Here is a 13134-nt window from a genome sequence, read left to right on the forward strand (position 1 = left end):
GCAGCATCGAGGAGCCGGACATGAACGCGAAGGTCGCCGTCATCTACTACAGCGCGACAGGTGCCGTCCACGCACTCGCGCAGGCTGTCGCCGAGGGGGCCGCCTCGGCCGGGGCCGTCGTGCGGCTGCGGCGGGTCGCCGAACTGGCACCCGACAGCGCGATCGACCAGAACCCGCAGTGGCGCCGCCATGTCGACGCCGCCACGTCGATCGTCCAGGCGTCGGTTGAGGACCTGGCGTGGGCCGACGCGTTCGCGTTCGGCACGCCGACCCGGTTCGGTGCGCCGGCCGCGCAGCTCAAGCAGTTCATCGACCAGGCCGGCGGGCTGTGGCGGGAAGGGAAACTGGCCGACAAGCCGGTGACGGCGTTCACCTCGGCTTTCAACAGGCACGGCGGTAGTGAGGCCACGATCCTGTCGCTGGGCAACGTCTTCTACCACTGGGGGTCGCTGATCGTCCCGCCCGGATTCACTGATCCGGCCGTCTACGCCGCCGGAGGCAACCCCTACGGCACGTCATCCGTGACCGGCCCGGCGGGGGACGGCCCCGACGCCGCAACGCTGGAAGCCGCCCGGTACCAGGGACGGCGGTTGGCCCGAACCACGATCCGGCTACTGGGGGTCGACCAGGCCAGCGATGCTGCCACGGATGCGTCAGAAGTCCGCGGAACCACCGCCGAGACCACCCTGCAGATCGCATGAGCGGCGGGTCGGCGGAGGAGGGCGTCATGACAAGCACTAGCACCGCGACTCCGCGAGTCAGGCCGCGCGCCGGCTCCGCCTGGGTGGTGCTGTCACTGGTGTGTGCCTGCCAGTTCATGGTGATCCTGGACGCGTCCATCGTGAACGTCGCCCTGCCTTCGATCCAGCGCTCCCTCGGCTTCACACCCACCGGACTGGCCTGGGTGGTGAACGGCTACCTTCTCACGTTCGCCGGCTTCATGCTGCTGGGTGGCCGGGCCGCGGACCTGTTCGGCCACCGCCGGATGCTCGTCGCCGGGCTGTTGTTGTTCTCCGCCTCGAGTCTGGTCGCCGGCCTGGCAACCGTCGCGGAGGTTCTGGTGGCGGCCCGCGTCGGGCAGGGAATGGGAGCCGCCATGCTGGCCCCGGCGACACTGGCCGTGATCAACACCAGCTTCACCGAGGCCCACGTGCGTGCTCGGGCGTTCGGCGCGTGGTCCGCCTCGGGCGGCGTGGGCGGCATGGCCGGCGCGGTCGCGGGTGGTGCCCTCACCACCGGGCTGTCGTGGCGGTGGGTGTTCCTTCTCAACGTACCGATCGGCGCGGTGCTCATCGTGGTGGCCATGATGGCGCTACCCGGTACGCGAACCGAACGGCGGGAATCCTTCGACCTTGCCGGAGCGGTCACGGGAACCGCGGGGTTGGCCGCGCTGATCTACGGAGTCATGGACAGTGCCGATCATGGCTGGACGTCCGTGCCGGTCGTCGGGCCAGTCGTGGCGGGCCTGCTTCTGCTCGTCGTCTTCGCCGTGGTACAGGCGCGTCTCGCCGCGCAGCCGATGGTGCCGCTGCGGCTGTTCGCGATCCGAGGAGTGGCCGTCGGCAACGTCATGCTGCTGCTGTTCGGAGGAATCACCATCGCGATGTGGTACTTCACGTCGCTGACCCTGCAGAACGCACTCGGCTATGACGCGCTGCACGCCGGGCTCGCGCAGACCCCCGCGGCGGTGGCGTTCGTGGCGATCGCTCGATGGGCTGCCGCGCTGCTGCCGCGAACCGGTCTGCGTCCGCTGGTACTGGCCGGCTGTGCCTGTTTCGTGGCCGGGTTCGGCTGGCTCGCGCAGACCCACGCCGACAGCGGTTACGTCACCGGCGTGCTCGGGCCCACGCTGCTCGTCGCGGTCGGCATCGGGCTCACCTTCCCCACTTTGATGGCAGCGGCGACCGCCGACGTACCCACGGGGGACACGGGGACCATCGGCGGCCTGGCCAACACCGCCAGCCAGATAGGCGGATCGGTAGGACTGGCGGTCTTCGCGACGGCCGCCAGCGCCAGAGCCGCGGCGGAGGCCGGCGGAAGCTCCTCGGCGGCCGCCCTCGCCACCGGCTACGACCTGGTCTTCCTCATGGCGGCCGGGCTCGCCCTGGCCATCGCGGTGGTCAGCTTGCTGCTGCCGCGGCGCCGACGCGGCTGACCACCGGCCACGCCATGAGCGACCTCAGGTGCCGCCGCATCCGAACGTGGGCGGGGCATCCCGGTCCTGGGATTGCGATCGGGCGGTGTCATGATCCCGGTCATGAATCCCGACTTCGCCATGGCGTTGGTCGGCGCGGAGGCCGTCGTCGCCGATCCACTGAAACTGCCCAGTGGGCGTTTGATGGCCGCCGAGCCGCCGGGTCACTTCCCTGCCGGCGAGGTTGCCCGTTGGGCATTCGCCGAGACGGTCCCGCCGGGCGAGTATCCCGTCGAGGTTCTGCGCGGGCGCGGCGTGGTCATCGCCGCGCGGGTCATCGTCCGCTCCGAGCCTGTGTACGAGTGGCGGCCGGCTCACGTCACCGGACAGCCGGACTGGGAACACTGCTTCTTTCCGGTCGACGGCGGCACAGCGTCGTTCGGATCGGTCGAGGTCTTCGAGTCGCTGACCGATCCCGACACCATCGACGACCTCGTCACCGACTTCTCGTTCGGCTTCGGAGAGCCCTACATCACCTATGCCGACGAGGACAGGGGCCTGAATCTGGTCGGCTTCCACCTTGGCGGAGACGGCCGGTTCGAGACCTGGATCGGCTACACAGCGACCGGCGAGGTGGCGTGCTTCCTCACCGACTACGGCAACCTGGCCGACCCGGACCGCTGAACCGCCTGAGTCCAACAAGCCCGAACACGCCGCGTTCGGTCACCGTCGCGCGGATCTCGCGCGACGGTGACCGGAGCGTTACTCGAACCGGGCATTCTGGGTTGCGGTGATCCGGCTCAGGAACGGTAGACACGCCGCGATGATCGCGACCGAGATCAGTAATCCGCCGCACAGAGTCAGCGCGTAGCTCGGATGCGGCAGCACGACGCCGTGGCGTTCGGGTGCGAGTGCCCGGGCGATCGGGTAGGCGACCGACATCCCGACGCCGGCCGCGAGCACGGTCGCCGCGATCAGTGGCATCACGGTTTCCAACAGGACGGTGCGATAGAGCGTGCCTAACCCGGTACCGGTGACGCGCAGCAGCGTGAACGGCCGCTTGCGCTCCACCATGCCTCCGGAGATGGCCACCGCGAGCCCGCAACCGGCGACCAGCAGCGTGACGCCGGCGAGGATGGTGACTATCCGCTGGATCTCCAGGTACAGCCTGGCGCGCACGTCGCCGACCTCACCGAACGTCATCGGCGTATCGTACGGCGAGATGTCCTCGCGGTAGCCGCTGAGTACAGTGCGGACCCGTTCCAGGGTCGCCTGGCTGTCCACCTTGACCATCAGGTCGCTGACCGGTTGCCGCGTCGCATCGTTGGATGTCGCGTGACTGTCCGGCTTGATGAACGGCAGGTAGTCGTTGAGCGCGCGCAGGTTGTCCGTGTACATCGCGCTCCCGTCCATCAGGACCGCGCGTGCGCCCGCCGGGCAGACACCGAGCGCCGGCAGCCGCTGCGCGTCGGCGCACTGCACGACCAGCTGTCCGCCCGGCCCCGACATCGGCCCTTCGTCTGGCGGCGGTACGGCGTCGTCGGCCTGGGATGGTTGGTAGAGGGGGACGGGAACCGCGCCGGGAATCGCGGCCAGTTTGGCCAGCAGCGGGCCAGCCTGAGCCGGCGTGAGCCCGTCGATCGTGCCCGGGTCCGGCTTGAGCCGATCGCTCTGGAGGAACCCGACCCGCAGGACGTTGCGCAGTGGACTGGTGTGCGTGGTGTCCTGTGAGTCGATTGCCGCTGGTACCAGCGCGGCCAGCGCGGTGCCGACCATGACCGCGAGCATCAGCCCGCTGACGGCCCGGAAGGAGGAACGCGGATTGTCGGCCAGCCGGCGCGCGGCCAGCAGGCTGGACCCACCGACGGTCCACCGAGCCAGCAGCCGAGACGCCATCATGGTCAGCCATGGTCCGGAGATCATGAGTCCGGTCATGACGAGGATCAGGGCGAGTACGGCCAGATCCGGGGTCCCGCGGGAGCTGCCGGGCGAGGCGAGGACCGGGATGATGAAGGTCGCCAGGCCGATCAACAGCGGGATGACGCGCCACGAACGGGGTGCGGGTGGCGTGGCTCGCCGGGCGACGCCGAGCGGCGAGATCTGCACCCGGCGCAGGGAAAGCAGGCAGCTGATCGCGGCCGCCGCCGGGACAGCCACGAGGATGCCCACGAATCCCCACCCGGTGGGAGTAATCGTGTCGTCGAAAAAGCGGTATCCCAGCAGCGGAATGTCTTTGAGCGCAGGACGGAGGACGGCATAGAGCCCGATACCCAGTGCCACGCCGAGGACCGCGCCGACCACCGCGTCCACCGAGGCGACCACGTTGATCTGCGAGCGTTCCGCGCCGACCAGCCGCATCGCCGCGTACCGCTGCTCACGCCGGGCCGCCGCTATCCGCGTCGCGTTGCCGATCAGTACGAGCATCGGGATGAGCAGCACGACCGCGCCCATCGCGAAGCCGAACTGGTAGAACTGCGACGTCGACAGGTCGTGTGGTGCGGTCTGGATGCGCCCGACCCGCATCGTGCGTGGCAGGTTCGACAGGTCGGAGGCTTGGTGCCCGATCACGATGACGAGATCGTCCGGGCTCTGCAGGCCGGCCGGACCGATGATTCCGGCCAGGGCGCCGGGGAAGCGGTCGCCGAGTTCGTCGCCGGGGGTGGCGCGCAGCAGTGTGGCCAACGCGGGGGAGACGTAATACTGCCCCGGTGCGGGCATCGCCGACAGACCCGGCACCACCGACGCGTGCGCGCCTACGATCGCGACGTCCAGCCGGTGCATGGTCGCGCCGTCGTACTCGTCCTCGCTGTAGTTCCACAGCAGCGAGCCGTGCGCGTCCGTTGTACTGGTGCACTGCCAGCACGGCTTGCCGATGGTGTCCCGGTAGGCGTGATACATCGCCAGTACCGACAGCAACAGTCCGACGCCGACGGCTACCGATAGCGCGGTGACCACCAGGCGGGTAAACGCCTCGCGACCGCTGCGCAGCGTCATGTGCAGTCCGAAGCGGATCATCAGACCTGTACTCCCGATGCGATGACCTGCCCGTCGCGGACCGTGATCTGCCGGTCGGCGTGGGACGCGACCCGGGCGTCGTGGGTGACGAGGATGACCGCCGTGCCTTCTGCCCGGACCGTGTCCACCATCAGGTCCATCACCTTCTCGCCGGTGAGCGAGTCGAGCGCGCCGGTCGGTTCGTCGGCGAACAGCACCTTCGGCCCGGTGACCAGCGCCCGGCCCACGGCGACCCGCTGTGCCTGGCCGCCGGACAGCTCACCGGTGCGCCGATCTTCGAGGCCGGCCAGCTCCAGGCGCGGGAACCAGGACCTGGCCCGCGCATAGGCGGTACCTCGGCGCATCCCGGCCAGCAGCAACGGCAGCGCGACGTTGTCGACCGCGGTCAGTTCCGGTACGAGCTCGCCGAACTGGAACACGAACCCGAAGTCGGTCCGGCGTAGCCGGGTGCGCTCCCGGTCGGACATGGTGTCCAATCGTCTCGCGTCGAACGTCACGGTGCCGCTGTCCGGCGCGAAGATGCCGGCCAGGCAGTGCAGCAACGTCGACTTGCCGGATCCGCTCGGCCCCATCACGGCAAGGATCTCGCCGGGTTCGAGCGACATGCTGGCGCCATGGAGCGCGACCGTGGCGCCAAAGGACTTGGTGAGGTTGTCCGCGGACAGGATGGTCATCGGCTGATCTCGTCTCGGAGTTGGTCGAGCCGGGCCGCGGTCATGTCGATCCAGCGCAGGTCGGCTTCGAGGTGGAAGAGGCCGTAATCGGCCAGCATGGTCCGGCTCAGCGGGCCGGCCTTGCGCATCGTGGTGAGTTCGCGCATCCGCTCGAGGTGAGCGTCGCGCTGGACGTCCAGGTACCGTGCGGCAGGACGGTCGGACAGCAGGGCCAGGACGACCTTGACGAAGAGGGTGGCCTGCAGCATCGGCTCCGGCCGCTCGGGCTCGGACAACCACGTCTCGACCTGGGCGACGCCGGTCTCGGTGATCATGTACTGCTTGCGGTCGGGACCGCCGCCCGGGCTAGCGCCGAGCACCTGGATCTGCCCGTCGCGCTCCAGCCGGTTGAGCGTGCCGTAGAGCTGGCCGAAGGACAGCAGCCGCCCGTTGTCGGCGAACAGTGTGTCGTAGGAGCGCTTGAGTTCGTAGCCGTGGCTCGGCTCGGGTTCGAGCAGGCCGAGGAGGGTCGTGGGGATGTTCACTCAAGCACCTTAAGTCTGCGGTATCACCCGAGAGAATACCCTGAGGTGATAGTTCCGGGGCTTCTCCGGGGAAACCCTTATATCGGCTACTCGCGTGACGATCTCAAACCGATCGGCGGATCCACGCTCGCTGCTAGCCTGTGGCAATGCCCGCAGCACCCGAGGAGGTCGAGCCGAGCGGCTCCGATCTCCGGCCGGGCGAAACCGACAGGCTGAAGGCATTCAGCGACGGCGTCTTCGCTATCGTCATCACCCTGCTGGTGTTGGACTTGCGGGTACCGGAATTCCAGAAGGGCGAACTGTTCGGGTCACTCCTCGAGGAGGCTCCGTCTCTTTTCGCGTTCGTGGTGTCGTTCGTCTACATCGGCGTGCTCTGGCTCAACCACCACTCGCTGCTTCGGCTGATCCGTGGCACCACCTTCGCGATTAACTGGATCAATCTCGGCATCCTCTTCGGCGTAGTCATCATTCCTTTTCCCACCGCGGTCCTGGCCTCGGCGCTCGCCAAGGGTGGCACCCACGACCTGCGGGTGGCCGTGGTCATGTACGCGCTCGCGGCGGCTCTGATGTCGTCGCCCTGGCTGGTGTTCTTCGTCTACCTACATCGCCATCCGGCGCTGCGCGCGGAACACGTCGGCGCCGACCAGGTCCGTGCGCAGCAGTACCGACCGATCACCGGTATCGTCCTCTACGGCTTCACCGGGCTGCTCGGCTGGATCGCGTACCCGCTGATCGGACTGGCCGGAATCGTCGTGATGATCATCTTTCACGGCCTCACCAGCGAAGGCATTTCCACAAGGCCGCTCCGCTGGGTGCGGTCGGGCCGTCGACGATAAGTGGCTGGGTATCGGCTCGGCGCGAGGTCTCTTGTCGGATCCAGAGTCGGTGAATCTCACCCCCCGCGCTTGCGCCGGGCGAACGGGCGGCGGACCAGTTCGACCACCACCACGACGACCAGCAGTGCGCCGATCACCTTGGCGCCCAACGACGGGGGCGGCGCCTCCTCGGTACGCTCCGGCCGGTCCTCACGGGTGAGAGCCGCGCGCAACTGCGAACTGCTGGACTCACCGAGCAGACCGTGCTGTTGCAGCCAGTACAGCAACGCGAAGGCGGGCAACACGAGCACCGTTACCAGGACCGCCGTCACGATCTCGGTGACCATCGTACCGGTGGGTGCCGCCGCTTGGCGGAGGGTCAGCGTGGTCGGCAACAGGTACGGGTACTGCGCCACCGCCCATCCCCAGACGGCGGTGACGACGGTGACGGCGGCCACCGCGGGCAGCAGAAGCAGTGCCCGGCGCGCCACGATCAGCACCAGCGCGGCGGTTCCCGCGACGACGGAAATGATGATCAGCGGCAGCGCGCGGTGGGTCAGGCCGTGGAAGACGTACGGTGCCTGCCGGTGCATGACCACGAGGTTGGCAAGCGCGACCAGTCCACTGACCGCGCCGGCGATGCCGGCCCTGATGGCGAAGTACCGGGTGAGGTCGGGCCTGCCGCGGCGGTGCGCGTCGCGCACCAGGTAGACGGCCGCGATGTAGGCGCAGGCGGTGACGGCCAGCGCACCGGTCAGCAGTGCCGTGGCCGATGTCCACGCCGCGAGCCTGTTTCCGGTCTCGCCGACTCGTACCGCGCCGCTGGCGATGGCGCCGACCACGGTACCCAGAAAGAACGGCGTCATCAGCGACGAGGCCGCGAACATCACGCCGTACAACTGCTGGACCCGCTCGCTGCGGGCGCTGTGCCGGAAGGCGAACCCGACGCCGCGGAAGAAGATGCCCAGCAGCGAGAAGTTCAGCGGCACGAACAGGACGGTCATGATGGTCCCGAACCCGGGCGGGAAGGCCGACCAGAGTACGACCAGCATCAGCACCAGCCAGACGTGGTTGGCCTCCCACACCGGGGTGACGGACTCGTCGATGTGGGCCCGGGGTCCGGTGCCCCGCCGGGTGCCGCCCGCGAGCATGTCCCAGATACCGCCGCCGAAGTCGGCACCGGCGAACAGGGCGTAGGCGGTGACGGCCACGAACATGATGGCAGCCACGGTCAGGGCCAACGGGCTGGGAGCCACTCAGGTCTCCTGGCGGCCGGCGGGTGCGTACGGCACGTCCTGGGCGTCCTCGATCTCCGGCTTCTCGCGCCGCCACCGGTGGCTCAGCAACACCGGGGTGCCGATGGACACGAAGGTCATCACGAGGTACACCGCCAGAACCCAGCCCAGTGTGACGGGTACGCCGTGCGCCGTGGTGACCGCGTCGTTCACCCGCTGTACCTGGTAGATCATCCATGGTTGCCGGCCGACCTCGGTGACGATCCAGCCGCACTCCATCGCCGCGACCGACGCCAACCCGGACAGGGCGATCGGCGCCAGGAACCAGCGGGTGGTCAGCACCCGGCGGTGGAAGTACCAGTGCCATGCCTGCCAGGCCACCAACGCCATCAGGATCGTGCCGACGCCCACCATGAGGTCGAAGGACAGGTGGATGAGGTTGGCCAGCGGGGGCCGCTCGGATGCCGGAACCGTGTCCCAGCCGATGACTTTCGCGTCGGGGTCGAAGTCGACCAGGATCGAGTCCAGTTTCGGGACGCCGACACCGAAGTACACGTGGCCGTTCCACCAGATGCCGCCGAGCCACTCGGTGACTCCCCGGCCGGTGTGCGGCACGAGTTCCATGACCGCGAACTTGACCGGCTGCTGGGCGGCGATCGCGCGGGCCGCGTAGTCGCCGACGCCGACCTGCAACGGGGTGGCGATGCCGGCGATCGTGAACGGAACGAGGAATCCCAGCCGGTGGTACCGGTCCCGGCGTCCGCGCAGCATCCCCACCGCGTACACGCCGGCGAAGACGAACCCGGTGACCATGTAGGCGGCCAGGATCATGTGCGGTACCTCGTAGGCGGTGGCCCGGTTGAAGAACACCGCGATCGGATCGATGGAGACCACCCGCCCGTCCCGGAGCGTGAACCCCCGGGGCTGGTTCATCCAGGAGTTGACGGACACCACCGCCCACGCGCCGAAGACCCCCGCCGCGGCCACCGGGAGGCCGGTGCACCAGTGCAGCCAGGGTTTGAGGCGGCGCCAGCCGTACAGGTACACGGAGACGAACGCCGCCTCGACGAAGAACCAGACTCCCTCGATGCTGAACCCGATTCCCATGGCTGAGCCGAACCGGCTCATCAGCCGCGGCCACAGCAGCCCCATCTCGTATGACAGAACGGTGCCGGACACGGCGCCGACCGCGAACAGCAGAGCGACGACCTTCGACCACCGGCGGGCGAGCAGCAGGGCCGACGGGTCGTCGCGGCGGATGCCGATCCACTCGGCGGCCAGCATCACGGTCGGCGCGGCGACGCCGAAGCAGGCCAGGATGATGTGGAAGCCGAGTGAGGAGCCCATCTGGACGCGGGCGGGCACGACGTCCGCCGCCAACGCGCATACACCGCAGGCCATCGCCGCCTCCTTTCTCGGCCCAGCGGTTGCCCCTTCCCGGATTCCGCGCTTTGTCACGCATCTTCGGCGTGTCTTCGGGCAATCGCAGCGGACGGACGTGAACGGCGGGGCGGGCCCGTGGCACCGGAGGGGTGAGCGCACATGCTGGCTGTGTTCGGAGTGCTGGTGCTCGGACTGGGCCTGGGTGCCTGCGGCCTGCTGGACTCGGACCTGTACTTCATCGGAGCCGAGCTGTTGTTTATCGGCGCCGTCGGGTTCGCTGTCCGCGCCGCCGACCTGTGGCGCTGGTGGCGCCGTACGCGGTGACTGGGCCGTGACTCGGCTGTGACTGCCGGTCGGCATCGGAGCGGGCGTGAGTATGCCCGGTGGCACTTGATTCAAGTCGCGTATTGACTTCCCTCTGCGTGCAGAATAGTCTCTCGTCAATCTGTTAAGTAACCATACTGTTTGTTGTCGCCCCGCTGCCCGTCGGCCCGTCGCTACCCAAGCGCGCACGCGTTCACGACCGCATGCCGACGCGACCGCACCGGATCCCGGTAGTGGCCAGCTGCCGCCCGCAGCCGGCTGGGCGACGCACGTCCAGAAAGGAGAGACGGCATGGACTCGGTACCCGGCCGGTGGCGCCGGCGCCCCCTGGTGGCCGCCGCGGCCCTCGCCCTGGTGGCCGCGTGCGCCACGGTACAGCTGACCTCGAACTCTCAGCCGGCGTCCGCCGCGGTCGCGCCGGCCGCACTCGGACCGCTGGTCTGGTCGGACGACTTCAACGGCGCGGCCGGCAGCGCGCCGGACGGCAGCAAATGGGGACACGACACCGGCGGCAGCGGCTGGGGCAACAACGAGCTGGAGTATTACACCACCAGCACCAGCAACGCCTCGCTGGATGGCAACGGGCACCTGGTCATCACCGCCCGGAAGGAGAACCCCTCCGGCTACGGCTGCTGGTACGGCTCGTGCACGTACACCTCGGCCCGGCTCAACACCAGCGGCAAGTTCAGCCAGCAGTACGGGCACATCGAGGCGAGCATCAAGATGCCACGGGGGCAGGGCATCTGGCCGGCGTTCTGGGCGCTCGGCGACAACATCGGCAGCGTCGGCTGGCCGAACAGCGGCGAGATCGACATCATGGAAACCATCGGCAGCCAGACCGGCACGAACCACGGCAGCCTACACGGCCCCGGGTACTCCGGTGGCAACCCGTTGACCGGAACCTACACCCTGCCGAACGGGCAGTCGCTCGCCGACGGCTTCCACGCGTACGCCGTCGACTGGTCGCCCAACACGGTCAGCTTCTCGGTCGACGGCAACGTCTACGAGACGCACACCTCCGCCGAGACCAACGGCAACCCGTGGGCGTTCAACCACCCGTTCTTCCTGTTGCTCAACGTGGCGGTGGGCGGCAACTGGCCCGGATCGCCGAACTCCAGCACCTCCTTCCCACAGCAGATGGTCGTCGACTACATCCACGTCTACGGGCAGAGCGGCAGCGGCGGTGGCAGTGCCGGCCGGATCACCGGACTGGGTGGCAAGTGCGTGGACGTGGCCGGTGCCAGCACCACCAACGGCACCAAGGTGCAGCTCTACGACTGCAACGGCACCGCGGCGCAGCAGTGGACGGTGGGCAGCGACGGCACTGTGCGCGCACTGGGCAAGTGCATGGACGTCGCCGCGGCCGGTACCGCGAACGGCGCCAAGGTGCAGCTGTACGACTGCAACGGCACCAACGCCCAGAAGTGGACACGTAGCGGCAGCCAGTTCATCAACACGGGTTCCGGCAAGTGCCTGGATGCCACCGACCAGAGCAGCGCCAATGGCAACCAGTTGCAGATCTGGACCTGCACCGGCGCCGCCAACCAGCAGTGGTCGGTGTCCTGAAGCTCGCACCCCTGCCCCAGGTTCCTTTCCCCCCAACCAGGAGGTTCCTCGTGCCCCGGTATCGCCTCACCACAGCGCTGCGGATCGCGGCCGCCGTCCCGCTCGTCGCGGCCGGCGTCGCGTTCGCGACGAACAGTCCGGCCTGGGCCGCGGCCAACCCCGGACCGGGTTTCCCCGCGCACTACTCCGCGCCCTACGCGGAAATGTGGAACTCGTCGTCGAGCCTGATGGCCGCCTACAACGCGACCGGCAACAAGTACTACACCCTGGCCTTCATCATCAGCCAGGGCACCTGCAACGCCACCATCAACGGGGACACCGCGATCACCGACTCCGGCTGGAACAACGCCATCAACAGCCTGCGGGCGGTCGGAGGGGACGTCATCGCCTCGTTCGGCGGCGCATCCGGCACCGAACTGACCTCGTGCGGTTCCGTATCGGCGATGCAGGCCCAGTACAAGCGGGTCATCGACCAGTTCAACCTGACCCGCGTCGACCTGGACATCGAAGGGTCCACTCTGGACAACACGGCCGCCAACGACCGGCGCAACCAGGCACTGGCCAACCTGCAGCAGCAGTACGCGGCCTCCGGCAAGACGCTGGCCGTGGACTACACCCTGCCGGTGAACCCGACCGGCCTGGAGTCCGACTCGCTGAGCCTGCTCAACAACGCCAAGAGTCACAACCTGAATGTCAACCTGGTCAACATCATGACCATGGACTACGGTCCCGCGATGGACATGGGCCAGGCCGCCGTCCAGGCCGCCAACGCGTTGCACGGACAGCTCGGCCAGATCTGGAACACGAAGACCTCGGCACAGCTGTGGGCCATGGAAGGCAACACCCCGATGATCGGGGTGAACGACAGCAGCGCGGAGGTGTTCACCACCGGCAACGCGTCCACACTGGAGAACTTCGCGGCCAGCAACGGCATCCAGGAGCTGTCGTTCTGGGCGCTGGGCCGGGACAACCAGGGATCCAGCGGTACCCCGCAGAGCACCTACCAGTTCACCAACACCTTCAAGGCCATCAACGGGGGTACCAGCACCCCGCCGCCCGGCGGCGGTACCCCGATCCACGGGTACGGCGGCAAGTGCGTGGACGTGGCCGGCGCGAGTTCCGCGAACGGTACCGCGGTGCAGCTGTACACCTGCAACGGCACGAACGCGCAGTCCTGGACGCACAGCGGCACCACGTTCCAGGCGCTGGGCAAGTGCCTGGACGTGACGGCGGCGGGCACCGCGAACGGAGCCAAGGTGCAGCTGTACGACTGCAACGGCACGGGTGCCCAGCAATGGAGCCAGGGCGCGAACGGAAGCCTGGTGAACTCAGGTTCGGGTAAGTGCCTGGACGACACCGGCTGGAGTACGGCGGACGGCAACCAGTTGCAGATCTGGAGCTGCACCGGTGCCGCGAACCAGAGCTGGACTCTCGGCTGAGCGGTTTCGCCAACACTGGCCCCCG

Annotated in this window: 12 protein-coding genes; 7 read left to right on the forward strand and 5 right to left on the reverse strand. The window is 68.4% G+C overall.

The genetic code is table 11. The features are described from left to right. The first annotated feature begins 20 nt into the window (after window positions 1–20). The 3 genes from wrbA (at window position 21) to Raf01_RS17005 (ending at window position 2818) form a co-directional block, all read left to right on the forward strand. Window positions 21–701: an NAD(P)H:quinone oxidoreductase gene (wrbA, locus tag Raf01_RS16995; RefSeq protein WP_203918876.1), complete on the forward strand. Its 681-nt coding sequence runs from the start codon at window positions 21–23 to the stop codon at window positions 699–701. Between the two features lie 26 nt (window positions 702–727). Next, the gene (locus tag Raf01_RS17000; RefSeq protein WP_203918877.1) at window positions 728–2155 is read left to right on the forward strand and encodes an MFS transporter; all 1428 of its coding nucleotides are present in this window, start codon (window positions 728–730) and stop codon (window positions 2153–2155) included. Window positions 2156–2257: 102 nt separating this feature from the next. After that, window positions 2258–2818 carry a DUF4241 domain-containing protein gene (locus Raf01_RS17005; protein ID WP_203918878.1) on the forward strand — a complete coding sequence of 187 codons (561 nt, stop codon included), beginning with the start codon at window positions 2258–2260 and terminating at the stop codon, window positions 2816–2818. Between the two features lie 78 nt (window positions 2819–2896). On the opposite strand, the gene Raf01_RS17010 is transcribed toward Raf01_RS17005, so the two are convergent. From Raf01_RS17010 to Raf01_RS17020, 3 genes are read right to left on the reverse strand one after another with little or no spacing between them, the layout of a single operon-like run. Further along, entirely contained in the window at window positions 2897–5149 is a 2253-nt protein-coding gene (locus Raf01_RS17010; protein ID WP_203918879.1) for an FtsX-like permease family protein, read from the reverse strand. Continuing rightward, entirely contained in the window at window positions 5149–5823 is a 675-nt protein-coding gene (locus Raf01_RS17015; protein WP_203918880.1) for an ABC transporter ATP-binding protein, read from the reverse strand. The genes Raf01_RS17010 and Raf01_RS17015 overlap by 1 nt, the downstream gene beginning before the upstream one ends. Beyond that, window positions 5820–6347, reverse strand: a complete 528-nt coding sequence (locus tag Raf01_RS17020) for a PadR family transcriptional regulator (protein WP_203918881.1) — start codon at window positions 6345–6347, stop codon at window positions 5820–5822. The genes Raf01_RS17015 and Raf01_RS17020 overlap by 4 nt, the downstream gene beginning before the upstream one ends. Window positions 6348–6493: 146 nt before the next feature. Here Raf01_RS17020 and Raf01_RS17025 point away from each other — a divergent pair, with 146 nt between their 5' ends. Next, window positions 6494–7183, forward strand: coding sequence for a TMEM175 family protein (locus tag Raf01_RS17025; protein WP_203918882.1), 690 nt, complete (start codon window positions 6494–6496; stop codon window positions 7181–7183). A 56-nt stretch (window positions 7184–7239) separates the two neighbouring features. Here the strand turns inward: Raf01_RS17025 and Raf01_RS17030 are convergent, their stop codons facing one another. Beyond that, window positions 7240–8418 carry a cytochrome d ubiquinol oxidase subunit II gene (locus Raf01_RS17030; RefSeq protein ID WP_203918883.1) on the reverse strand — a complete coding sequence of 393 codons (1179 nt, stop codon included), beginning with the start codon at window positions 8416–8418 and terminating at the stop codon, window positions 7240–7242. Continuing rightward, window positions 8419–9798 carry a cytochrome ubiquinol oxidase subunit I gene (locus Raf01_RS17035; protein ID WP_203918884.1) on the reverse strand — a complete coding sequence of 460 codons (1380 nt, stop codon included), beginning with the start codon at window positions 9796–9798 and terminating at the stop codon, window positions 8419–8421. Window positions 9799–9939: 141 nt separating this feature from the next. Between Raf01_RS17035 and Raf01_RS17040 the strand changes: the two genes are divergently transcribed. The 3 genes from Raf01_RS17040 (at window position 9940) to Raf01_RS17050 (ending at window position 13109) form a co-directional block, all read left to right on the forward strand. Continuing rightward, window positions 9940–10104, forward strand: coding sequence for a hypothetical protein (locus Raf01_RS17040; protein ID WP_203918885.1), 165 nt, complete (start codon window positions 9940–9942; stop codon window positions 10102–10104). A 291-nt stretch (window positions 10105–10395) separates the two neighbouring features. Beyond that, window positions 10396–11670 (forward strand): glycoside hydrolase family 16 protein, encoded by a 1275-nt coding sequence (locus Raf01_RS17045; RefSeq protein ID WP_203918886.1) that lies wholly within the window; start codon window positions 10396–10398, stop codon window positions 11668–11670. A 50-nt stretch (window positions 11671–11720) separates the two neighbouring features. Continuing rightward, entirely contained in the window at window positions 11721–13109 is a 1389-nt protein-coding gene (locus Raf01_RS17050; RefSeq protein WP_239133671.1) for a chitinase, read from the forward strand. The last annotated feature ends 25 nt before the right edge of the window (window positions 13110–13134 follow it).

The organism is Rugosimonospora africana (assembly GCF_016862975.1).
Classification (GTDB): domain Bacteria; phylum Actinomycetota; class Actinomycetes; order Mycobacteriales; family Micromonosporaceae; genus Rugosimonospora; species Rugosimonospora africana.